Raw genomic sequence first — 23,357 nt, 5'->3', positions numbered from 1 at the left:
CATTCACCCTGGCAATCGATCCTAGTGACCGGCGTGCTACTGAGTAGGCAGCGATTATTTGAGGTTCAAGGTGCGCAGGTGGCGCCTCGCGTTAAGTGCTCGCGCTGAGCGCCCTGAGGCGCGACGGCGATGATCCTCCGTACAGGTGAGTCAGGCGTACCGGTATCCGCTATTCGGCAGATTAGGGCGCCACAACCGTCCCGTAAGCGGGGTGTGGGTCACCGGTGAGCCAGACCCCGTCCACACGTACTGCCCGTTGACTGGCTATGTCAGCGGATGAACCCTGCCTTGATGATGTCCGCCCGGTCTCTTTCGAGCGATCAGGCTTGTCGTCGACCTCGTGCTGCCGAGGGAGGGCGCCACTCCGCTAGAAAGCTCTCCGTAAGGCCGTGGATGTTGAGCCGGTCGGTGAGGAAGCCGTCATAGATGGCGTCGGGAGAGTCGCCGATCTCCGGGGCGAACTCGCCGTGCCACTGCTTCACCCAAGGCATCACCTCCCGCAACCCAGCCAGTAGGGGTATCAGCTTCTCGGCCGACCAGCCCGCCTGTTCATCACGCTGCACGATGAGTACGGCCAACGCCTGGGCCTGCTCGCGGTGGTCCCAGCCAGCCCAGCCGATCAGCAGCGACGGATCGTTGTCCCGGCCCGCCTGCGGGTATGAGATGAATCGCTCCTTCGGCACGTCGAGCTTGCCCCGGTTGCTCCAGTAGCTGTTCTTGCGGAAGTCGGCCGGCTTGTACTTCTCCGGCACCGGGATCTGGTCCCGGATCTTTCGCTTGGCCGGCTCGTCGGGCGCGGCGTCCTCCTGCCGTTGCAGTTCCCAGACGTGCTCCCAGCCGGCGCGCTTCTCCAGCCCAGCGGCGGTGTAGCGCAACGCAGCCAGGTACGGCACGTGCTCGGGCTCGATCAGCTCCGCGAGTAGGGCCGACAGCTCCTTGCCCGGGTCATAGAGATCCGCCACGGCGAGGAAGTCCGAATCGCGATGCAGTTCGTCGGCAAGCTGCGCGACCGACAGCGGACGGGGCTGCGGGACACCGTTCTCGTCCGGGGCATACCACAGCTCGTGTGCCTCGCACCGGTCCAGCAGCCAGTCCCGTAGCGCCTTGTCGAGCATCCGGTCCCAGCCCTCGGTGGCCCACCGCCGCTTGCACTCCGGCCGCTCGATCAGCGCCAGGTAGCGGTTTTGCTCGATGACCGCGATCCGCTTCTCCACCACCGCCCGATACTCCGGCGCCCAGTGCTCCGGTAGCTCCGTGATCGGCGTCGACCCGTGCCGGGCGAACCACTGTGTCTCGGCCTTGCCCTCCGCCATCTTCCGGGCGAGCACGATCTCGAAAGCACGCTCGCCGAGCCGCAACTCCGGCACGGACTCGGCCGGCGCAGTCAGCTCGTCCGGCAACAGCCCGTACTGGTGGTAGACCTGCCAGTCCAGCTCCTCCTGGAGCGCGATCATCCGCCCCCGCGTCGACTCCCACTCAGCCTCCGCAGCGGACAACCGCCTCCGCGTCGGCACACCCTCACCCGCGACCACCGCCGGGCTCACCGCCGTCAAGCGCTGCGCCGCCGCATCCAGTTCCCGCGCCAACCCCAACGGGTACGCCTTCGGCAGCGGAAACTCCTGCAATTTCGTACCAGTGAACTCGTAAAACCGCTCCCACTCCTGGCTCTTGAAACCTTCGTTGACACCTTGACTGCCTTTATCGTGGCTAACTTGCTTTAACCAAAAGCACGCGGTCGAGCTGTTCAACGTTCCAAGAAGGCCTAGATGTTCGTTCTCCGTCGCGCTTGTCGGCAACTTAATCACGGGGGCCGTCCGGATAAACACCTTCCCGCCCCTATCGAGCACAAAGTGATTATGAGTGGCTACGAACGCGAAGGCGATCGAAAGAGGACTCCGCAGCTTATCCCGATAGAGTTCTTGCCACTCCCACCACGCCAGCCCTCTCTTAATCATCGGCGTACCGAAACGTTTCCGGCGATTGATTGCAGATCTATAGGACGAGAACAGGCGGGTCAGACCGGGATCCGCTCCTAATGGAAGCACATCAAGCTCATCGGAATACGGCCACAGAGCGGTCTGCGTTCTGTGCAGATTGAAGTCTCTGACAGCCTCCCCCTGGACTAGAGGAATCGTGCGCAAAACTCCTAATCTGCACGCGGATTGTCGACTCGGCAGTAGGTAGAGTTCGTCCTCCCCTGTAACGGCGGTGATCCCGGCAACGGCACCTAGAGATGAGAGGGTCGGCCGTTCGCCAACAATTGCCGAGGTCAAGCTGTCCGCCCCACCGCCAGTCAAACTCCAGGGAAAGATGTTGAGTTGCTGCCGAGCTAGGTTCGCGACGGAGATCCATTCATTTTCGAAGCCGGCTTGGTGATGCCTGGAGATAATCGCTTGCCAAACCTTGCCACGCTCCGGATCAAGTGGCGCAGCAGGTTCCCCTCGAATCCCCATTACAGCGCGGATGGTGTCGGCACGATTAGCCATTGGCGTTCTACGACCCACGAGGATCACTGTGGGCGTGCCATGGCTCGGTATATAGGCGCCAGAGGTGTCGATAACATGAGTGAGGTCGACCTTCTCCGCAAAGTATTGCTCAATCAGTTTTCGACCAAATTCGCGCTTCATGAAGGAGTTGGCAGTAATCTGGCCGACAAAGCCGGACCCACGACCATCCGATTCAGAAGGCCTAGCCAGGTCGAAAAGGCGCTTAGCAAAGGGAACCGAGAGAGCATACTTGCCCGAGCAGACCTCCCCATAGAGCCCTCGGTACAGTTCGTTTAATTCCTTGTCCTTGGGAGTAACGTATGGCGGGTTGCCGACCACGACGTGGTAACGACCTTCGGTCAGCATGCTGGGAAACTTATCGATGTCCTCGGTGGCGTACCTGAACTGGGCCAGTTCGTCTACGTCGTCAAAAAGGGTGCCCTGCCGGTTCTTGAGTAGAGAGTCGCCGATGGCAACCTGGATTGGAAAGACGTACTTGTTCGCCTGCTCGAAGCCTGCGAAATGGGCGGAGCGCATCGCTTCAAGCAGCAGTCGAAAGCGGGCAATGGCGACCGCGAACGGGTTGATGTCGACCCCGTGTACCGACTCCAGGGCCGCCCTGACCATCTCCCAGCGGTCCCGCTCCGGATCCTGCTCCTCCCACTCCTTCATCAGCCTCCGGAAGATGCCGAGCAGGAAATGCCCCGAGCCGCACGTCGGGTCGATCGCCTTGATCGTCTCGTGGCCGAACTCGTTGATCGCCGGGGTCAGCGTCAGGTCGAGGATGAACTCCTCCACGAACTCCGGTGTCTGCAACAGCGCATACCGCTTCCGCGCCGCCTCCGACAGGTCCTGATACAGGTCGCCGAGAAACCGGGTCCCCCACTCCGGGTCGGTGAAGTCGTGCACCAGCGTCCCGGCCTGGTCGCGTCGCCGCCAGAACGCGATCAGCGCCTTGGCCGCGTCGTGGCTGATCGGGATCCGGTGCGCCGGGTTGTGCTCGGGGTCGAAGAGCAGCCGCCCGGCCTGCGTCCCGCCGATGTGCTCGAACGACGCCAGCAGCCAGTCCCGGTCGGTCCGCTCCGGGTGTTGCCGAAAGTAGTCGTCCTGCGACTCCTCGGCCAAGACTGCCCGGTCCTTCTCCGGCCCAGCCAGATAGCAGACGTCGCCGAAGAGCCCGTTGTCCTCGCAGAACCGGACGAAGACCGAGCCCAGCACCCAGGCCACCGCCGTCTGGGTCACCCGCTCGTCCCGCCACGCCGCCCAGGTCGCCGCCGTACGCTTCAATCCAAAAGCCCGATCGTACTCCGACCGCAGCTTCTTGTAGTGGTCGCCGGAGTCGCCGATCTGCTCGACCAGGTCCTTCTCCAACGCCCTAACCTGGCCCTGGAGGTCCTTCAGCAGCGCCCGACGATCGATCACAGTCCGCCCACCTCACGCTTGCCCCGCACCGAACCGCCCCACCGTACCGGGCTGGCGCCGCCGCTCTCCGCAGCCGTCCGGCCGCAACCGGTACACCGCCCGTCCCGGGCGGGCGCTGATCACCGCGTCGCGGGCGGCGAACAGAAGAGATGCTGTGGCCCGTTCAGCGGATACTTCCCGCGACCATCGGCGCCGGGTTTCGACGCGGCGGCCTCGCTCTGGAGTACGGCGCCGAGGCAGAAGACTACTTCCCGCAACGGCTCTGGGAGCTTGAACCTGCTGGAGTAGGGCCGGTTGGCGCGCAGCGGCAGGTGGATCGAGAACTCCTCGGTGACTTCCTCGCCGGGTGGGACGACCACGCCCTCGATGGTGCCGATCGCCTCGACGTTCAACCCAGGTGGGATGGCGAAGGTGCGCTTGGCCACCTCGATCGTGCTGTCCTTCCGGACGGTCAGGTAGACATCCTCGGCATGGGAGGCGGTGTCGTCCTCCACCCCGACGTAGGCGACGATCGGCTCCGTGCCCTGGTTACGCAGCGTGTAACGAATGTCCAGGGCAGCCGCCCGAGGGGCAACTTCAGCGTCGAATCTCGCCGTCGGCTTGGCGCCGGTCGGGGTCCACTCCGGCTCGAAATCCTCGTACGGCTCTGCGCAGCCAGCCAGCATGACGACGGTTAACGCCGCACCGCCGACGAGAAGCAACCTCTTGATCATGAATAGGACGTCCTCTTCGGCCAGCCCAGCTCGTCGCGGAACGCATTCTCGGTGTAGCTGTAGGGGTGATCGGGGTCGATCTGGCCGGGCGTGTTCGGGTCGTCGTCCTCGTCGATCGGCAGGCCAACGGCCTCCCGTTCGCTGTTGTCGACCCCGACATCGTCCGGCCCTTCAATGTTGAGCTGGCCGGCCCGGCTGACCTGCCCGAAGTCGGCCGGCGAGATCAGGGCGTCGGCGCGCACCGCACGCAGCGCGGACGCGAGTTCGATGGAATTGTCCAGATAGGACTGCGCGACCCTGGCGATTTCGACCGGATCGGCACGAACCTCTTCCCCCATGCCCGTCCACGCTACCGCTGGGCGGTCAGCACGCAGGCTCAGAAGTTCGACTAATACCTTTGGGACGAAGTTGCTCGGCTCCCTGCCGCCAATGCCGGGCACAGCCCGGCCACGACCTCGTCATGGCGGTACGCAACCATCCGATCACCCGGCTATGGTGTGGCCCATGTCTCTGGTCCGGATGGCCCTCGGCAACTACCGATGCTTCGCCCAACGACAGGACATCGACCTGCGGCCGGTCACCGTGGTCCTCGGCCGCAACAACTCCGGCAAGAGCGCCCTGGTACGCGCCCCGGTGCTGCTCGACTCCGGCATCCACACCGACGCGCCGACCCCGCTCGACCTGGACGCCCTCGGCGAAGGGCTGGTCGGCCTCTTCGTCGACCTGATCCACGGCCGCCGCCCGCACGGCAGCATCAACCTCGACCTGACGGTCAACGGCCCGCTCTTTCCGACCCGACTCAAGGCCACGGTGCAGAACATCACCCGCGACCGCTACGACACACAGGTGGTATCGGAGCTGGAGCTGTCCCAGTCCGGGGCGCGGTTGGCCCACCTCGAATGGGAGCTGAACGATCCGTCCGAGCCACCCCGGTACTCCGTCGAGTTGGGCGACCAGGTGTGGAGTGACCTGCCGATCCCGTTCCACGGGCTACTTCCCGCCGACCCGCACCTGCTGAGGCGGGACGATCCGTCGCTGCCGAACGAGATGGTCAACACGTTGCTGGTCGCGCTCGGAAACTTCCGGGAGTCCTTCCCCGCCGTACGCTACTTCGGACCGTTCCGGGAGCAGCCGCAGCGGCGCTACCTGCTGCCGGCCCGGATGCCGAAGGAACTCGGCAGCACCGGCCTACACGCCGCCGGCATCCTCGCCAGCGACACCGCCGGCCGGCAGGGGGAGCTGATCCGGCAGGTCAACAGCGGTCTCGCTGAACTCCTGCCCGGTTGGCAGCTGGACCTGGTCAGTCGGGGCGAGGTCTGGTCCGTCGTACTCCGCTCGGCCGCCGGCACCGACTTCGCGGTCAACCTGGCCGACGCGGGCACCGGGGTCGCCCAGGCCCTGCCGATCTTCGTCCAACGGGCGCTCGACGTGGTCAGCCCGCCGGACCGGCCCGTACTCGAAATCATCGAGCAGCCGGAGCTGCACCTGCACCCGGCCGCGCACGCCGACCTCGCCGACCTCTACCTCGCGGCGGTCGACGCGACCCCGGTCCGGTTCCTGATCGAGACGCACAGCGAGACGTTCCTGCTCCGGCTCCGGCTGCGCATCGCCGAAGGGAAGGTAGACCCGGACACCGTCGCCGTCTACTTCGTGGAGCAGGCCGACGGTTCCGCCCAGGCCCGGCGGATCACCATCGACGCCGACGGCAACCTCGACTACTGGCCGACCGGCGTCTTCTCCGAGGACTACGCGGAGACTCGGGCGTTGGCCCGCGCCCAGTGGGCGAAGCGAGACGCCAGTGCGCGTTGAGCTGGCCCCGGAGGTCTTCGCCGACACCGACGACAGCACCGGACCGTACGCCCTGCCGGACCTGCATCACCTCTACGACCTGCTCCGCTGCTTCGCCGAGGAGCGGCACGAGTGGGTCGTCGCGGACGTGGCCGTCGTCGCCGCAGTACGGGACTTCGTGCCGAGGCACCTGCCACAGCTCGCCGACACCTACATCGCACTCGCCGAGGACGCGGCCGTGGCCGTCAACGCCTGGACCGGCACCACCCAGGCCACCGCCGACCCGGTAGCCGTGTCCCGGGCCGACCTCACCGAGTACGCCGAGGACCTGTGCCAACGTGCGGTGGTCGTGGTGGAGAACCAGGAGTCCGACGGCTCCTTCCTGGAGACCGTCGCGTACGTCCTCGGTCATCAGCGGATCCTCACCGCGTTCCGGAACCGCTGGGTCGAGATCGGGCACGGCGGCGGCAGCGACCTGATGAAGACGGCACTGGCCGCCGGGAACCGCTTCCGCCGGGTGATCCGGGTGGTCGCGGTCCTCGACAGCGACCGACTGATCCCGCGCCAGCGGACCGGCAGCCACGACAAGGCCAAGACCCTCGAAGACCTGGACATCGGCGTGCACGTCCTGGTCCGCCGGGAGGCGGAGAACTACGTACCCGACAAGGTGCTCGCCGGCGTCGGCCAGCTCGCCGAGGCGTCCGCCCGGCTGGACCGGTTGAAGCAACTGACGCCCGAACAGCGCGGCCACTACGACATGAAGCACGGCTTCAGCCGGCTCGACAGGTCGGCGGACGCGGTCCGTGCCCACGAGGAACTCTTCCCCGACCTCGACCACCGGACGAGGTCGGCGCTGCACGACGGCTTCGGCTCCGACCTGCTGAGCCGGATGCGCACCTACCGGGAGGGACTCACCGAGCACGACTTCGCCCAACTCGGCGACGACGTCGTGGCCGAGCTTCGCGAGCTGCTCGCGACCATCGCCGGCAGAATCTGACGGTACGACGACCGGATGCCACACCAGCGCAACCAGGGAGAACGGATGGCCGTGCGGGCCGAGGAGTTCAACATCAGGGTGGAGGTGCTGCTGCTGGAACAGCTCCTCGACGAGGTCCGCTCCGGCCGGCTCCGGGTCCCCCGCTTCCAGCGCCCCTACGTGTGGCACCCCCACCAGATGCTCGACCTCTACGACAGCATCGAGCGCGGCTACCCGATCGGCAGCATCCTGGTCTGGGAGACCAGCCGTTCCCTGCCCACCCTCGACCGGGTCGCCGGCATCGAGGTCCCGCCCGCCCCGGACGGTCCGGTCGCGTACCTGCTCGACGGGCACCAGCGGCTCTCCACCCTCTTCGGCACCCTCGTGCACCGCCCCGAGCCGGCCGGCACCGGCCGGGACCGGCAATGGTGGATCTACCGGACCCTCGGCGCCGCTGACCAGCACGACCTGCTGTTCCAGCATTGGGGCAAACACGCCCCGCCCGCCAACCTGCTCCCTATGCAGGCGGTACTGCGCACCATGGACTTCCTGGCCCACGCCCGCCGCCTCGCCCGCGACCCGACCACCGCCGACAACTCCGAAGCCCTGGTCGACGAGGCCGAGCAGGTCGCGCAGCGGATCAAGGCGTACAAGATTCCGGTGATCCGGCTCTTCGGCGGCGACCTGGAACACGCGGTCGAGGCGTTCTCCCGGGTCAACAGCAGCGGCCGGCAGATCAGCCCGGACCAGATGGTCTCCGCGCTGACCTACCAGGCCGAGCAGGGCGAGACCCTCACCGACCGCATCGCGTCGATCCGGGAGAGCATCGCCGACAGCGGGTTCGGGGACGTCGCCGCGGAACCGGTCTTCCAGACCATCGTCGCGATCACCGGCGAGGACGACGTGCAGGGCGCCCGCTGGACCGCCCTCGCCGACCGGGTCGGGAAGACCCTCGACGGTGTCGTCGCGCAGGCCGAGGTCGCCCTGCACCGGGCGGTGCGGTTCCTCCGGTACGAGGCCGGGGTGCCGGCGGCCTGGCTGGTGCCGTACCCGCAGCAGGTCATGCTGCTCGCGCTCTTCTTCCACCACCGGCCCGACCCGGACGGCACGCAGAGCCGGGCCCTGGTCCGCTGGTTCTGGAGTACCTCGTGGTCGACGCTCTTCGTCGGTGGCAACGCCTTCCAGCTCCGCCGCGCCCTGCATCAGATGCGGGCCTTTGCCACCGGCCGAGCCGAGCTGAGCCTCCAGGGCCTGTACGCCCAGCCGCTGCCGGAACGCTTCGACACCGAGGACGGTCGGGTACGCGCCTTCCTGCTCTGGGAGCTGAACCACTTCGGCCAACGCCACGGGCTGGACGGCGAGCCGATCGAGCTGGTCGACCTGCTGGCCCGCTCCGGTGCCGCCGCCTACCGCCGGATCGTGACGGGGGTACGCGACGCTTCCAGCATCGCCAACCGGATCGTCCTGCCCACCCCGCCCGGCACCTCCGTACGCGACGCTCTCCTCGCCCTTCCGCCAGCTCGACTGCGGACGGTGGCGGTCAGCCACGGCGTCCCGCCGGCCGCGCTGGCCCAGCTGCTCGCCGACGACCGCGACGGCTTCATCCGAGAGCGCACCACGACTCTCGTCGGCCTGGAACAGGAGTTCATCCAGGAGATCGGCGGCGAGGAACTGACCTGGGACACCGTCCAAGAAGACGGATCCTGATCGGACGGTCGTGGGTGGTGCGAGCATCGAGGTTATCCACAGGTTCCCGACTGTAGGGTGACGGGACGGTCGCGCTTCGTGCTATAACCTCCGAGGCAATTTCACCTGTAATCGGGGGTAACCGGATCATGGAGACAACCGAGCCAGGCTGGCCGCCGGAGTATCACGGCGGTGACGCCAGCCAGGTCGACGCCGACCCAGGTAGGGGCCTCGGCGCGCCCTCCTCTCCTGGCGCACTCGCGGAGGAGGACTACCGTGCCTAAATCCGGCAGGGACCTGGGGGTGGACCTCTACGAGCTGTGGGTCGCCGGTGACAGGATGCTGCCGGAGGTGGCTCAGCAGTTCGCCGAGGCCGGAAAGCGCTTCGGCCAGACAGAGTCCGGGGACGGCTACTTCTCCCGGCCAGCCGAGATCGGCGGTGGCGGCTATGGTCCCGCGCAACAAGCCTTCGCCGAGTTGCGGATGACGATGTCCGCGATCTTCCGGGACAGTCAGAGCAATCTGGAGCTGGCTGGGCAGGCCCTCAAAATGGCCGCCGACAACTATGCCACTTCGGACCAAGCCGCCGTAGACCAGTTCAACGCGATGAAAGACGATGTTGGGCAGGGACGCTTCTGATGGCCTACACCTACGAAAACCTTGCCGCTGGCGCGGAGGCGTTGCGCCAGGCAGCCATAAAGACTGCCTGCGAACAGGCAGCGATCCCTCCCCGGCAGGAGGACCAGTCCGGCCAGCAGAAGCTGGACGTCAGCGCTATCGAGGCGGCGTTCGCCGGCGTACCGGCGATGTTCTATCCCTTCCTTGATATGCCGCGGCCGAATAACTTCGACAGCATTTTTCTTGATCTAAGGGCCAGCGCTACGGTGCTGATGACAACCCAGAACTCGCCGCAACCGGACCTCGAGCTCACTGCACCGAACAACAACAAGTTCTCCGGGGTAACCACGGTAGGCGACAACCTGGCGAGTTGGAGTGGCGCAGCAGCACGTGAGTTCAAATCGCAATATCTCGACAAGCTTCCCGCTCAGCAGGCCAGCCAGTTCAACGCTGTGGTGACCTGCATGAAGCTCATCCAGCAGGAGAAGGCTATCTGGACGGAGGCCCGCAAGAACGTCGCGGATATTGTCAACCAGGCCATCGATGTCCTGGAGAATATGCCGAATCGGTGCAGCAAGGACAACTGGACGGTGGCGTTCACGGTGGTTGCTGCGGTGGCGGGCATCGCTGCCGTGCCGCTCGGCGTTGCCACCGCAGGCACCGGCGTCCTCGTCGGTCTCGCCGTGGTCGACAAAGTAGCCGGGGGTGCCTCCCTTTTTGTGAAGGACGACCCGCCGGAAAACCGGCGTTTCGCGGCATCGACGGCGGATGGCGTGATCCGTGAGGTCGATCGCGGGTTGAAAGAGCTGATTGCGCGGATCGTTGAGCAGGAAGGCAAGATTGCGACAGTGTTCAGCGGCGCCAACTCGGTAGTCCGCGACGAGCGGGAGTCGTTCGTGCCGAAGCGGCCGCTGCTCGCGAAGACAACCCCCGAGAACGTCACCGACCAGGACTTCCTGGGTTTCTCGAGCTAGCAGGACGGACGGAGTCATGGGCGAAATGGCCGACCGGATCAACGCCATCCACGTACACGCCTCGGCGCCAGGCGGCGGGGTGCACGGCGAGGTTCGCGGGCACACCGGCGTCGAGATCTACTTTTCGTCCGGCTACTACGACCAGGCAGATGAGCGACAGCTCGAGCGGCAGCTCGAAGGCCTGGCCCGACTGTTGTGGACGGCCCGAGAGCGCGCCCTCCGGGCGAGCATGGCAGAGTTCAACGTCTACCCGGACGAATCCATCTCGTCCTACGAAGACGAGCGGTTCCACGAGGAGCGCGCCCAGGTGCTCGCCGTCGGCCGGTCGGACGACGACCGGATCATGGTCTCGGTGCGCGGGATGCAGGAGTGGCGGGTCCAGCTCAGCGCCGGGACGCTCCAAGCGCTCAGCGAGCACTCCTTCCTCGCTGGGCTGCAGGTCGCCGTGACCCGCCTGATCAGCGATCAACTCCAGCAGGTCAACCAACTGAAGGTGCGGGTGTACCAGTGAAGCGCTGGACGATCCTGCTCGCCGGTGCGGTCGCAGTCGTGTTGCTGGTGGCGGCGGGCGTGTGGTGGGCACTGCGGCCGGGCGACGCCCGAGAGACCGCGGCCTGCCCGTACCCGGAGGTCTCCAGCGGAGTGACCTCGGCGAGGCCGGGTGACGACAACCGGACGACGATCGCGGCGCCGTCGAGCGGCGCCGTCACGGTGACCGAGACCGGCTTCACGCAGATCGCGGACAAGGGCGAGGTCAGCATCGGCGCCGTCGTCGAAAATACTAGTTCCCAGGTGGCATACCGAACCCGAGTAATCTTTGGGGCCTTGGACGCGAACGGCAAGTACGCACTGGGGGAGGCCGGGCGGTTCAACTACTTCTTCGAGATCCCGATCATCCGTCCCGGCGAACGTGCGGTGATCGGCACCTATGCGTTCCTGGACCCGGCCAGCTTCACCCGGACCGGTATCTGGATAACGGTTGCCCGGGCAAATCTGCAGTTGGTCCAAACCCAATGGATTCCAGAAGCGGACACGGAGAAGTTCCCGACGGTCACCGCCCGGCTCAACCCCGAGAAGCCACCGCTGGCTAGCAACGGTGATGTCATTGTGCATCTCGTGGCGAATTCCAACGCCTGCCGTGAACTCGGCGGCCGGGGCAAGATGATGGTATTCCGCGACGCGGCCGGAGCGGTGGTCGGCGGGGCGTACCATCCTATGCCGAATTCCGAAGTCTGTGCGGCGGGCGACTTTACCACGCGGGCGCAGGCGCTTGGCGGCAAGCTACCAGAGGCAGATCTGGCTCGTACCGAGCTCGACGTCTACTGTGATCTGACCCCGAGTAGCTACCTGCCTGCGGGCCCAACCCAGCCCGTGAACTGACGTATGGACAGATGGTTGGACGGCGCCGCACCTGGACGCGCAGGCGTCCACCCCGCAGACCGAGCAGGTCCTCGCCTTCCCTTGCGACTTCACGGAGGCCATGACCAAGGAAGGGTCTCCCATCTATCCAGACCGGCCCCAACTGATCCGCGATGAGAAAATTTCGCAATCCCTCGCCAGAGCGGGTTCACCCGCCGATCGCCGGCTTCCACCACCAGGCCGAGGTTGGCGCCCTGCGCTGGTTGGTGCTCTCGGGCCAGTTCGGGATCCGACCTGACGGACACGTGCCGGACGTCTTGATCGAACAACTGGCGATCGCGCTCGACAACGTCCGTCAGAACCTGTTCGCCGCCGACTTGCAGGTCAAGGATGTAGTAAAGCTGACCATCTACCTTGTCGGTGATGTCGACATGGATCCGCTGCGAGCTGAGCTCGCCCGCTGGCTCCGCAGCCACAAACCGACCCTGACCATCCTGTTCGTCGCCGGGCTCGTCGGTCCCAGCTTCCGGGTACAGGTGGACGCCTTGGCTGCCGCCTACTACTGAGATGATCGGGCCGGCTCCCCACACCGGTCAACGCGGCAGTCGGCCGCGCCGGTGCTCGTTCGCCACCCAGGCGTCCGGCAGCGTGACCCACTCGTCCTGGGCCACCGGCACCACCGTGGCGTCGAGCCGGGGAAGCTGGCCCGGATCCTCCGTCGGGCAGAGCAGCCACACCGCCCCTGCCCCACCCCGGGCCAGGTCCGCCAACTCCTCCAGCAACTCCATCGCGCCGTACCGGGCCAGCGGCGCGGCGTCAAAGAGCAGCAGCGGCAGCCGGCGGTCCGGCAGGGCCAGCAACTCCGGCCGGAGCTGCTGCCAAGTCCGGGCCGCGAACTCGGCCAGCTTCAACGCGTCCCGGGAGTTCGGGTCGGCCGCGTCGGCGGCGAGCACCGTCTGCCACGTCGGCTTCGGACGCGCCTCGACCAGGGTACGAAGCTGCGCCAGGAACCGGCCCGCCACGCTACACGGACGCGCGTTCAGCCGGCTGACCAGCTCCTGCTGGGCGGCCGGATACCGGTCGGTGCGCACCGTCAACGCCCGGAACCCGCCCTCCTCACCGGTACGGTTGAGCTGCTGCTCGGCCCGGAACGCGGCGGCCAGCTCCGGCGAGGCCGCGTTCCACATCGTCATCCGGGTGTCGGTCGACCGCCGCTGGTGCGACGACATCCTGGTCGACGATCCGGTCCCCGGCCGGGCGTGGTAGGCCCCGTTCCGGTAGATCAGCGGGAATCCCGCCTCGGCGAGCAGGTGCCCCAACCGGGGATGGCTCGGCAGCGGTGGCATCTCGGGGAATCGCGCGGCGACCCGCTGCTGGATGTCCTTCTCGCGCAGCTCGGCGCGCCGGTCGCCGACCGACGGTGGCACCAGGCCGGCCTGGGTCAGCCGCAGCGCCCGCACCGGGTCGAGGTCACGGGGATAGATCTCCAGCCGGGGTGAGGCCGCCGCCCGCGCCGAGGCCACCGCTGCGAGCTGCACCATCCGCCGGTCATCGAGCCGGAAGCCACCGTCGCCGACGGTGCCGGTGACGGCGGCCAGCTCCCGCAGCACCGTCGCCGGGCTCGGCAGCACCTCCAGTTCGGCGAGCCGGTCCGCCGCCTTGCCGAGGGCGTCGGCGAGGTCGAGCAGCGCCGGCGCGGACGGCGTGTCCGGTGACTCGTCGGCCGCCACCTCAAGGGCGATCAGCAGCCGGTCCCGGTTCCGGCTCTCCGGCGCCGGGTCGCCGTGCCGGCGTACCGCGAATCTCGGCTCGTCCGCGAGCGGATCGATCTCGACCGCAGCCCGGACCACTGCGAGCGCAACTGCCCGGCGTACCGGCTCGAACTCTTCCGCCGATCCTCGCCGCATCAACAGGGCGGTGGCGAGCTCGGTCGCGTGCATCACCCGGCCGCTCTCGGCGAGCAGGGTGATCAGCTCGGCCCGTACGCTGGCCAGCACCGGATCGGCGTGCCAGCGCTTGCGTTCGGCCATCAGGTACTGCGCCACCCGGCCCGCGCTGACCTCGATCCGCTTCGCCACCTGCGCCTGCAGCGGCCAGGGCGGCAGGTCCGGCAGCGCACCGGCCTCGTCGGGCAGGCCGAGCAGCAGGCGTACCGCCTCCACCTGTTTCTGGTTCGGATGCTGTGGCACCAGGAAGGCCGTGACCGCGTCCAGCCCGATCCGGGCGAGGTCCGCCGGCGACCTGCCGTCGGAGCCGGGCCGCGCCTCCGCGCGTACCGTCTCGGCGGCGATCTCGGCGCGCGCCTCCACGCGGTTGCGCGACGGGGCCGGACCGGATTCCTGCTCGCCGAGGCGCGCCCGCCACTCCCGCAGCCGTTGCTGCAACTCGCCCCGGGTCTTGAACCCGAGGCCCGGCAGGGTGAAGAGCTGCTTCGAGCCCAGCCCGAGCAGGTCCCCGACGGTGGTGGCGTCGAGTCGGTGCGCCGCCGACACCGCCCGGGGGGTCAGGCCGGAGGCTTCGAGTACGGTCGCCCGGGTCGCCCTGGCCGCCGCCTCGTCCCGGTCCGCAACGGTCGTCTCGACCTCGACATCCGGATGTTCCGAACTGGCCGGATGCGCGGAGCCGACCGGGGCGGTGTGATCGGACTGCCGGAACACCTGCTGCCAGGCGTCCCGCATCTCCTTCAGCGACGCGTGCCGCTGCGCGGCGTCCCGGTGCAGCGCCCGGTGGAAGAAACCGACCAGCGCGTTCCGGATCGCCGGGTCGAACGCCTCGACCGCCAGCACCGGCGGCCCCTCGGTGTGCAGCGGGTTGGTGAGGTCGTCGCCCCAGACCGGAACCTCGCCGGAGGCCATCTCGTGCAGGGTGACCGCGACGGCGTACCGCTCGGCCTGCTCGTCGTAGACCGGCCGGCTGGTGGTACCGAGGAAGGGATCGAGGTAGCGCGGGGTGCCCGCCTCGATCTCGTTGACCGGCAGCGCGGCCAGCGAGAAGTCGAAGAGGACGAGCTGGCGAGTCCGGTTCGGCCGGATCCTGATCGCGATGTTGTCCGGCTTGATGTCCCGGTGGACGACCCCCTCGCCCTGGAGGTGGTCGACCGCGCCGAACAGGTAGTCGGAGTACGTCTCCAACTCGTCGACGGTGAGCCGGCCGTCCTCGCGGAGCTTGCGCGCGAGCGTCGTCTCACCAGCGTGCTCCAGCACGATCATCCAACGCGGTGGTACCTCGATCGGCTCCTCCCGGGCGAGCCGGATTACCCGGGAGTCCTTGTGCAGCCCGCGCAGCACCTGCGCCTCGTGGGTCAGCCGGGCCGCCTTCTCGTCGGAGAGCGCGACCTTCAGCACCTCCAGGGCACCGGTACGGGTGTTCTGCGCCAGGAAGGCCCGGGAGGTGGAGCCGGTGCCGAGCTTCTTCCTGATCTGCCAGTCGAGAACCGTGTCGCCGACCTTCGCCTCGAGGACGTCGATGTGTTCCTCGGCGACGGCCGGCGGTGCGGTGAACTCCTCCTCGACCAGCTGCAGCATCTCCAGCAGCTCGGCCACGGAGGCGAGCCGGCGCGCCGGTACCGGAGCGGTGGCCGCCTGCACCAGTTCGTCCATGAACTCCGAGACCGAGTCGACCATCGACGACGGGCGTAGGCCGTCCTCCTTGGCCAGCCGGGCCAGCAGCTCGGCCCGGCTGGACGCTGGCGGCTGGCCGGAGAGCAGGAGGTAGGCGAGAGTGCCCAGCCCGAAGACGTCCAGCGCCACCGGGTCCGGTGCCGGCGCACTCAACTCGGGCGCCAAATACGCCTCGGCGGAGCGTTCCAGGTGCGGGCCGAGCCGGGACGACGGGGAGATACGCAGGGCGTCCGCACTACCGCCGACCGAGTCCGGCCCGCGGGTCGCCACCTGCCAGTCGCTGATCTGGAGATGTGGACGGAGCCAGGCCGCCTCCTCCGGCTCCCCCCGGTGCCGCTGACCAGGCGTGACCAGTACTCCCCTGGCCGAGAGGCTGCGGTGGTAGAGCCGGCGGCCGTGGGCGTACCCGATCGCCTCCACCAGTTGCCGGACCATTCCGATCCGGGTACCGACGTCGAGGCGCTCGCCGTACTGGGCCATGAAGTGGTCGAGCCGGACCGCCCGCGGATCGTGCCGGAAGATCAGCGCCGGCCCGCCCTCGTGCGGCTCCATCGTGTCGACCTGCACGATGCCCGGGTGGCTGATCCCGTGCAGGGCGATCATCTCCCGGCGGGCGGCCCGCTCGATGCTGGCCCGTTCCGCCTTGGCGGAGTTGCGTTCCAGGAGGTAGATCCGGATCCGGCGCTGCTCGTGCGCGAACTGGGAGTGCTGCGCCAGGTGGTCCTGCCAAGTCGGGCCGACGTCGAACGGCTTGGCCTGGAGCTGCCACGAGCCGACCTGCTCGTACCGCCGGCTCCGCGCGATGCCGACCTCCTTGAGCAGCTTGGGCAGCGCCCTCGACAACTCCGGCGTCACCTGCCGGCGCTCGTCGCGCGGCATTGCGCCGAGCAGTTCGGACCAGATTCCCGGCAGCGGTCCGGCCGGCTGCCCCGGGTGCGGCTCCGGCCCGTACACCCAGTGCAGCTGATGGTCGTCGAGCTGGACCTGGAGATCCGGCGCGGAGAGGAACACCGCGCCCTGCACGAACGGAAGCCTCACCTTGAGCTTCTGCTTCGCGGCCTGCCGGTCCAGCAGCGAGCGGAGTCGCTTGGCCTTGAGGTCGGCCAGGTGCAGCGGGTTGTCGAAGGTACGGACCGCACCCTGGTTGTCCGCGATCCAGTTCGGACCGCTGTTGGTCAGCCGGCCGTGCAGGCTCTTGATCTCGATCAGGTACAGGCCGGCTCGGGCTGCCACCAGCAGGTCGATTTCGTAGACGTGACCGGTGTCGGCGGTGAAGGTGAAGTTCGACCAGGCCCGGTACGGCTCGGCGTCGGGAAGGTGCCGGCGGATGTACTCCAACGCGGCCCGTTCGTGGTCGAACTGCGACGGCGTGATCGTCGTCCACCGGCCGTCCTGCATCGGTGCACGCCTCCTGTCACGTCCATGCCGCGATCCTGGCCCGGACGGGTCAGCGGCAGGCATCCCAGCGTAGTGACTCCGCGACAACCCGCGCGCTCGGGTTATCGGCGGACGACACCCGGTAGCCGGCTCGACCGGCGACCCTTCCGACCCGGCGACGACCTACGACGGTCAGCCCGCCTCGACGATCATCCCCGCGCCGACCGTACGGTTCGTCGACTCGTCGATCACGATGAAGCCACCCGTCGTACGGTTGCGCCGGTACTCGTCGGCGAGCAGCGGCACAGTGGTCCGCAGCCGTACCCGGCCGATCTCGTTGAGCTTGAGTTCGGTGGCGGCCTCGTCCCGGTGCAGCGAGTTCACGTCGAGCAGGTACCGCAGGTTGCGGACCACGGCCCGGGCCGACCGGGTGGTGTGCTTGATGGCGTACTTGCCGCCGACCCGCAGCGGCCTGGTCTCGTCCATCCAGCAGATCATCGCCTCGATGTCCTGGGCGACCGCCGGGGCGTTGGTCGGCCGGCAGATCAGGTCACCCCGGGAGATGTCGATCTCGTCGGTGAGGCGCACGGTCACCGACATCGGCGGGAACGCCTGCTCGACCGGGCCGTCGGCGGTCTCGATCGAGGCGATCCGGCTGGTGAACCCGGACGGCAGCACCATCACCTCGTCGCCCGGCTTGAGCACACCCGAGGCGACCTGCCCGGCGTAGCCCCGGTAGTCGGTGACCGTGGTCGACTGGGGACGGATCACATACTGCACCGGGAACCGTACGTCGACCAGGTTGCGGTCGCTGGCGATGTGCACGTGCTCCAGGTGGTGCAGCAGCGACGGGCCCTCGTACCACGGGGTGTGCTCGGAGCGGGAGACGATGTTGTCGCCATGCAGCGCCGAGATCGGCACCACGGTCAGGTCCGGCACGTCCAGCTTCGCCGCGAAGGCGGTGAACTCGTCCGCGATCTGCTCGAAGACCTCCTGGGACCAGTCGACCAGGTCCATCTTGTTGACGCAGAGCACCAGGTGCGGCACCCGGAGCAGCGAGCAGAGGAACGCGTGCCGGCGGGACTGCTCGACCAGCCCCTTGCGTGCGTCGACCAGGATCAGCGCCAGGTCCGCAGTGGACGCCCCGGTCACCATGTTCCGGGTGTACTGGATGTGCCCGGGGGTGTCGGCGATGATGAACTTCCGCCGGGGGGTGGCGAAGTATCGGTACGCCACGTCGATGGTGATGCCCTGCTCCCGCTCGGCCCGCAGCCCGTCGGTGAGCAGCGCCAGGTTGGTGTACTCGTCGCCCCGGGCCGCACTGACCGCCTCGACCGCCTCGAGCTGGTCGGTGAAGAGCGACTTGGTGTCGTAGAGCAGCCGGCCGATCAGGGTGGACTTGCCGTCGTCGACGCTGCCGGCGGTGGCGAACCGGAGCAGGTCCATCGCACGGGTCTCGGTGGGGACCGTGGTCGCCGTCATCAGAAGTAGCCTTCCCGCTTGCGGTCTTCCATCGCCGCCTCGCTGACCCGGTCGTCGCCCCGGGTGGCGCCGCGTTCGGTGATCCGGGTCGCGGCCACCTCCTCGATCACCAGCTCGACGGTGTCCGCCGCCGACCGGACCGCCGCCGTGCACGAGGCGTCGCCGACGGTGCGGTAGCGGACCTGCTCGACAAAGGGCGTCTCACCGGCCCGGGGCGAGATGAATTCGTTGACCGCGTAGAGCATGCCGTCCCGCTCGACGACCTCCCGCTGGTGGGCGTAGTAGATCGACGGCAGCGCGATCTTCTCCTGGGCGATGTAGTGCCAGACGTCCAGCTCGGTCCAGTTGGAGAGCGGGAAGACCCGGATCGACTCGCCCGGGTGGTGCCGGCCGTTGTAGAGCGACCACAGCTCGGGACGCTGGTTCTTCGGATCCCACTGGCCGAAGTCGTCGCGGAAGCTGAAGACCCGCTCCTTGGCCCGGGCCTTCTCCTCGTCCCGCCGGGCGCCGCCGAAGAGCGCGTCGAAGCGGTACTTCTCCACCGCGTCGAGCAGCACCGGCGTCTGGATCCGGTTGCGTACCCCGTCGGCCGGCTCCTGCACCAGCCCGGACTCCAGCGCCTCCGGCACGCTGGCCACCACCAGTTGCAGCCCCATCTGGGCCACCCGCCGGTCGCGGTATTCCAGCACCTCGGGAAAGTTGTGCCCGGTGTCGACGTGCATCACCGGGAACGGGATCCGGGCCGGCGCGAACGCCTTCTCGGCCAGCCGGAGCATGACGATCGAGTCCTTGCCTCCGGAGAAGAGCAGCACCGGCCGCTCCAGCTCGGCCACCACCTCGCGGATGACGAAGATGCTCTCGGCTTCCAGCGCGTCGAGATGGGAGACCCGGTAGGCCGCCGGCGAGGTCATGCCGTCACCTCGCCACGCTCACCGACGGAATCCGGCTTCCCGGCGCTGGCGAGATCGGCGATTTCGGCAAGGGCGCCGGCCCGCTGGCCGATCCGCTCGCGGTGCCCGCTCATGCCGGCCCGCGCAGGTGCTGCTCGCATGGGATTTCCAGACCCTCCCGGTCGGTTAAGTCGCCATGTCCTGGCCTACGGTACCCGGAGGTGGCGCTGCAACGCTGCGAGCAGCCGAGGAGCGAGATCCTTACGGCACACCACCAGATCCGGCAGGCGGGGATCGGCCTGGTTGTATTTCAGCGCGGATCCGTCGATTCGGGAAGCGAAAAGTCCGGTGGCCGTCGCCACAGCGACCGGAGCCGCCGAATCCCACTCGTACTGGCCGCCGGCGTGCACGTACCCATCGACCTCGCCGCTGATCACGGCGGCGATCTTCGCGCCCGCCGAGCCCATCGGCACCAGCTCGGCGCCGACTTCGGCGGCCAGGTCGGTGAGGAAGACCGGGGGCCGGCTCCGGCTCGCGGCCAACCGGATCCGCCGGCCGATGCCGTCCGGGCCAGTACCGTCCGGGCCGGTACCGTCGGTCGCCGCCGGCAGCGTCATCGGCGGGTACGCCGGCGGCTGGTCGGTGCCGAGCACCCGGTGCTGGGCGGGCAGCCCGACCGCGCCGGCGACCAGTCCGTGCGCGGTGCCGGCCCGGCGGGACCAGAGCGCCACATGCACCGCCCAGTCCGCCCGGCCCTCCTCGGAGAACTCCCGGGTGCCGTCCAGCGGGTCGATGATCCAGACCCGGTCGGCGCCCAGCCGGGGCGCCACCTCCGGCTCGGCATCGGCGGCCCAGGCCAGCCGGGCGCCCTCGTCCTCCTCGGAGAGCACCGCGTCGGCGGGCCGCCAGCGGGCCAGCTCGGTGCGGAGGAGTTCGTGCGAGACCTTGTCGCCGGCCGCCTTGAGCGCTCCCGGGTCGGAGAAGCCCAGCTCGGCCCGGAGTTCCAGCAGCGCCTGGCCGGCCCGACCGGCCAACCAGCGGGCGAACTCACCGTCGATAACTGGCGGCGCGGCCATCAGCACACCTCCATGGAACCGGCGTCGCCGGCCGCCCGACACGGAATCATCATCGTCAGCCTCCTCACCTGCGGCGAGAAGACTACCGGTCTCGGTGCGGGCGCGGGTGCACCGGCGGTCCGCCACACCGGTCGCGCGGTCCGTCCGTCGCCGCTCAGGTCCCGTGGTACGAGTTCTGCGCCCACTCCAGGCCGCGGGTCACGATCGCCTCCGCCGCGTCGGCCGCCCGGTCCACCAGGAACTCCAGCTCCTTGCGCTCCACCGAGGAAAAGTCGGAGAGTACGAAGTCGGCCGGGTCCTGCCGCCCCGGCGGCCGCCCGATCCCGAACCGCACCCGCAGGTAGTCCCTCGTTCCCAGCGACTTGGACATCGACCGCACCCCGTTGTGCCCGCCCTCGCCACCGCCCTGCTTCAGCCGGATCTGCCCGTACGGGATGTCCAGCTCGTCGTGGACGGCGACCACCTGGTCGACCGGCACCTTGTAGAACTGGGCCAGCGCCGCCACCGGGCCGCCCGAGAGGTTCATGTAGGTCATCGGCTTCGCCAGCACCAGCTTCGGCCCGCCGAACCCGAGCCGTCCCTCGGCCACCTCGGCGACCGCCCGGCGGTGCCGGCCGAACTTGGCGCCGATCCGCTCGGCAAGCAGGTCGGCCACCATGAAGCCGACGTTGTGCCGGTGCCGCGCGTACTCCTTGCCGGGGTTGCCGAGCCCGACCAGCAACCACGGATGAAGCTCCTCCGCCACGCCGCTCTTCCCCCAGTTCTGCTTCCCGGCCCGCTCGGTGTCACAGTACGGAAACAGGCGCCCCCGAACGTCCGGGGGCGCCTGTCAGACGGTTGTCGCTCAGGCCTCTGCGGCAGCCTGCGCGGGCGCGCCCTGGTTGTCGCTCTCGGCCGCGGCGGCCTCGGCACCGGGCCCCTCGGCTCCGGCCTCCTCCTCGGCCTCCTCGGTCGGCTCCTCGCCGGCCTCGGCGGCCATCTGCTCGGCGCTCGGCGCCTGGGTGACGAGCGCGAGGATCTGCTCCGGGTCGGCGACCAGCTCCACACCCTGCGGCAGTCGTACGTCCGCCGCGGTCACCTGCGAACCGACCTCGAGGCCGTCGATCGAGACCTCGAAGCTCTCCGGCAGCCGGGTCGCGTCGGCACTCACCGAGAGGGTGTTCTGCTCGTGCACGACCAGGGTGTCCCTGGCCGCCTCGCCGGTCAGGTGCACCGGCACGTCGACGGTGACCTTCTCGCCCCGCCGCACCAGCAGCAGGTCGATGTGCTCGAGAGTGTCCTTGATCGGATCACGCTGGATGGCCTTCGGCAGCGCGAGCGCCTGGGTGCCGTCACTGATCTCGATCGCGAACAACTGGTTGGCGCCACCGTGCCGGATGGCGGCGGCGAACTCACGCGCGGGTAGCGCGATGTGCTTGGGCTTTTCGCCGTGGCCGTACAGCACGGCGGGCACCTTACCGGCCCGGCGGGTACGACGGGCACCACCCTTGCCGAACTCGGTGCGGGGCTCGGCGCTGATCTTTACCTCGGACACGGGAAGACTCCTGATACGGTCACTGCGGCGCTACGTCGGCTGGCGGTTGGCGGTGCTTGGGCGAGGGGGCGCGCTGGGGGCTTTGCGTGTGGCCACTGCCCGGAGCACCGCGTCGATGACGGTGCATCCGTGCGGCGCTTGCTTCAGCGGCCCGCAGGGCACCCTCGCCGTGGCAACCGCACCAGTCTACCCGAGCCCCGATGCGGCTTCGCGGCGGTCCCCGCCCAGGCGGGTCGGCGCCATTCGCCATCCGCCAATTCCGTCTCCCGGCACCCCCGCAAGCCATACGCCCGCGCCGTCGGAGGGGACCGCCGACCGACCCGGCGCAGCGTCGAGTCGGTCCGCCGGGCAGTCGTCAGCTCAGCCCACCGAAGAGGGTGGTCACCGAGCCGTCATCGAAGACCTCGCGGATCGCCCGGGCCAGCAGCGGCGCGATGGAGAGCACGGTGAGCTTGTCGAGCTGCTTCTCCGGCGGCAGCGGCAGGGTGTTGGTCACCACCACCTCGCTGATCCGGCTGTTCTTCAGCCGTTCGGTCGCCGGGTCGGAGAGCAGGGCGTGGGTGGAGGCCACCAGCACGTCCGCGGCCTTCGCCTCGTGCAGGATCTCGGCCGCCTTGCAGATGGTGCCACCCGTGTCGATCATGTCGTCGACGACCAGGCAGACCCGACCCTCGACGTCCCCGACCACCCGGTTCGCCACCACCTGGTTCGGCTTGGAGGGGTCCCGGGTCTTGTGGATGAACGCCAGCGGGCAGCCGCCGAGCCGGTCTGTCCAGCGCTCCGCGACGCGTACCCGGCCCGAGTCCGGGGCCACCACGGTCATCGGGCGGCCGGCGTACTTGCGCTGGACGTACTCGGCCAGGATGTCCATCGCGAAGAGGTGGTCCACCGGCCCGTCGAAGAAGCCCTGGATCTGCGCGGTGTGCAGGTCCACGGTGAGGATCCGGTTGGCGCCGGCCGTCTTGAGCAGGTCCGCGACCAGCCGGGCCGAGATCGGCTCCCGGCCGCGGTGCTTCTTGTCCTGCCGGGAGTACGGATAGAACGGCAACACGACGGTGATCCGCTTGGCCGAGCCGCGCTTCAAGGCGTCGATCATGATCAGGGTCTCCATGACCCACTTGTTCACGCCGTGCGTGACGGACTGCACCACGAAGGCGTCCGAACCACGCACCGACTCCTTGAACCGTACGAAGATCTCACCGTTGGCGAACTCGTACGCGTCGGACGGTGTCGGCGCCACCCCGAGCACCTCACCGATCTCCGTTGCCAGCTCCGGAAATCCCCTTCCGGAGAAGAGCATCAGACTCTTGCGATTTTCGGCGACGATGCTGCCCATCGGCTCGTCTGCTCCCGTTT

The 23,357-nt window shown here is 68.4% G+C and carries 19 protein-coding genes; 8 read left to right on the top strand and 11 right to left on the bottom strand.

All coding sequences use genetic code 11. The features are described from left to right. Positions 1-320: 320 nt before the first annotated feature. The 3 genes from pglX to ACSMXO_RS04255 form a co-directional block, all read right to left on the bottom strand. Positions 321-3,908, bottom strand: a complete 3,588-nt coding sequence (pglX, locus tag ACSMXO_RS04265) for a BREX-2 system adenine-specific DNA-methyltransferase PglX (protein WP_455416763.1) — start codon at positions 3,906-3,908, stop codon at positions 321-323. Between the two features lie 119 nt (positions 3,909-4,027). Further along, positions 4,028-4,621 carry a hypothetical protein gene (locus ACSMXO_RS04260; RefSeq protein WP_455416762.1) on the bottom strand — a complete coding sequence of 198 codons (594 nt, stop codon included), beginning with the start codon at positions 4,619-4,621 and terminating at the stop codon, positions 4,028-4,030. After that, positions 4,618-4,959, bottom strand: coding sequence for a M91 family zinc metallopeptidase (locus tag ACSMXO_RS04255; RefSeq protein ID WP_455416761.1), 342 nt, complete (start codon positions 4,957-4,959; stop codon positions 4,618-4,620). The genes ACSMXO_RS04260 and ACSMXO_RS04255 overlap by 4 nt, the downstream gene beginning before the upstream one ends. A gap of 166 nt (positions 4,960-5,125) precedes the next feature. Between ACSMXO_RS04255 and ACSMXO_RS04250 the strand changes: the two genes are divergently transcribed. The 8 genes from ACSMXO_RS04250 to ACSMXO_RS04215 all read left to right on the top strand — a co-directional run bounded on the left by ACSMXO_RS04250 (position 5,126) and on the right by ACSMXO_RS04215 (position 12,588). After that, entirely contained in the window at positions 5,126-6,430 is a 1,305-nt protein-coding gene (locus tag ACSMXO_RS04250) for a DUF3696 domain-containing protein (protein WP_455416760.1), read from the top strand. Then, on the top strand, positions 6,420-7,406 hold the full coding sequence (locus tag ACSMXO_RS04245; RefSeq protein WP_455416759.1) for a hypothetical protein: 987 nt from the start codon (positions 6,420-6,422) through the stop codon (positions 7,404-7,406). Before ACSMXO_RS04250 ends, ACSMXO_RS04245 begins: the two co-directional genes overlap by 11 nt. Positions 7,407-7,451: 45 nt before the next feature. Next, positions 7,452-9,092, top strand: a complete 1,641-nt coding sequence (locus tag ACSMXO_RS04240; RefSeq protein ID WP_455416758.1) for a GmrSD restriction endonuclease domain-containing protein — start codon at positions 7,452-7,454, stop codon at positions 9,090-9,092. Between the two features lie 282 nt (positions 9,093-9,374). Next, entirely contained in the window at positions 9,375-9,710 is a 336-nt protein-coding gene (locus tag ACSMXO_RS04235) for a hypothetical protein (RefSeq protein WP_455416757.1), read from the top strand. After that, positions 9,710-10,663: a hypothetical protein gene (locus ACSMXO_RS04230; RefSeq protein WP_455416756.1), complete on the top strand. Its 954-nt coding sequence runs from the start codon at positions 9,710-9,712 to the stop codon at positions 10,661-10,663. Before ACSMXO_RS04235 ends, ACSMXO_RS04230 begins: the two co-directional genes overlap by 1 nt. Positions 10,664-10,679: 16 nt before the next feature. Next, positions 10,680-11,174: a hypothetical protein gene (locus ACSMXO_RS04225; protein ID WP_455416755.1), complete on the top strand. Its 495-nt coding sequence runs from the start codon at positions 10,680-10,682 to the stop codon at positions 11,172-11,174. Beyond that, positions 11,171-12,043, top strand: coding sequence for a hypothetical protein (locus ACSMXO_RS04220; protein ID WP_455416754.1), 873 nt, complete (start codon positions 11,171-11,173; stop codon positions 12,041-12,043). Before ACSMXO_RS04225 ends, ACSMXO_RS04220 begins: the two co-directional genes overlap by 4 nt. A gap of 152 nt (positions 12,044-12,195) precedes the next feature. Then, entirely contained in the window at positions 12,196-12,588 is a 393-nt protein-coding gene (locus tag ACSMXO_RS04215) for a RidA family protein (RefSeq protein ID WP_455416753.1), read from the top strand. A 27-nt stretch (positions 12,589-12,615) separates the two neighbouring features. Here the strand turns inward: ACSMXO_RS04215 and pglW are convergent, their stop codons facing one another. The 8 genes from pglW to ACSMXO_RS04175 all read right to left on the bottom strand — a co-directional run bounded on the left by pglW (position 12,616) and on the right by ACSMXO_RS04175 (position 23,337). Next, positions 12,616-17,040 carry a BREX system serine/threonine kinase PglW gene (pglW, locus tag ACSMXO_RS04210; RefSeq protein WP_455416752.1) on the bottom strand — a complete coding sequence of 1,475 codons (4,425 nt, stop codon included), beginning with the start codon at positions 17,038-17,040 and terminating at the stop codon, positions 12,616-12,618. A gap of 171 nt (positions 17,041-17,211) precedes the next feature. Further along, on the bottom strand, positions 17,212-18,501 hold the full coding sequence (cysN, locus tag ACSMXO_RS04205; protein ID WP_455416751.1) for a sulfate adenylyltransferase subunit CysN: 1,290 nt from the start codon (positions 18,499-18,501) through the stop codon (positions 17,212-17,214). Next, positions 18,501-19,412: a sulfate adenylyltransferase subunit CysD gene (cysD, locus tag ACSMXO_RS04200; protein ID WP_455416750.1), complete on the bottom strand. Its 912-nt coding sequence runs from the start codon at positions 19,410-19,412 to the stop codon at positions 18,501-18,503. Before cysD ends, cysN begins: the two co-directional genes overlap by 1 nt. Then, positions 19,409-19,552: a hypothetical protein gene (locus ACSMXO_RS04195; RefSeq protein WP_346259787.1), complete on the bottom strand. Its 144-nt coding sequence runs from the start codon at positions 19,550-19,552 to the stop codon at positions 19,409-19,411. The genes cysD and ACSMXO_RS04195 overlap by 4 nt, the downstream gene beginning before the upstream one ends. Positions 19,553-19,597: 45 nt before the next feature. Continuing rightward, the gene (locus tag ACSMXO_RS04190) at positions 19,598-20,467 is read right to left on the bottom strand and encodes an inositol monophosphatase family protein (RefSeq protein WP_455416749.1); all 870 of its coding nucleotides are present in this window, start codon (positions 20,465-20,467) and stop codon (positions 19,598-19,600) included. Between the two features lie 154 nt (positions 20,468-20,621). Beyond that, a complete protein-coding gene (gene pth / locus ACSMXO_RS04185; RefSeq protein ID WP_455416748.1) occupies positions 20,622-21,212 on the bottom strand; it encodes an aminoacyl-tRNA hydrolase in 591 nt (196 codons plus the stop codon). A 99-nt stretch (positions 21,213-21,311) separates the two neighbouring features. Continuing rightward, entirely contained in the window at positions 21,312-22,001 is a 690-nt protein-coding gene (locus tag ACSMXO_RS04180; RefSeq protein WP_455416747.1) for a 50S ribosomal protein L25/general stress protein Ctc, read from the bottom strand. 355 nt (positions 22,002-22,356) lie between these two features. Further along, positions 22,357-23,337, bottom strand: coding sequence for a ribose-phosphate diphosphokinase (locus ACSMXO_RS04175; protein ID WP_455416746.1), 981 nt, complete (start codon positions 23,335-23,337; stop codon positions 22,357-22,359). Positions 23,338-23,357: the final 20 nt, after the last annotated feature.

This window comes from Plantactinospora sp. DSM 117369, from assembly GCF_053764795.1.
The sequence above is the reverse complement of the archived record's forward strand: the minus strand, read 5'-3'. Positions and strand labels throughout refer to the sequence as shown.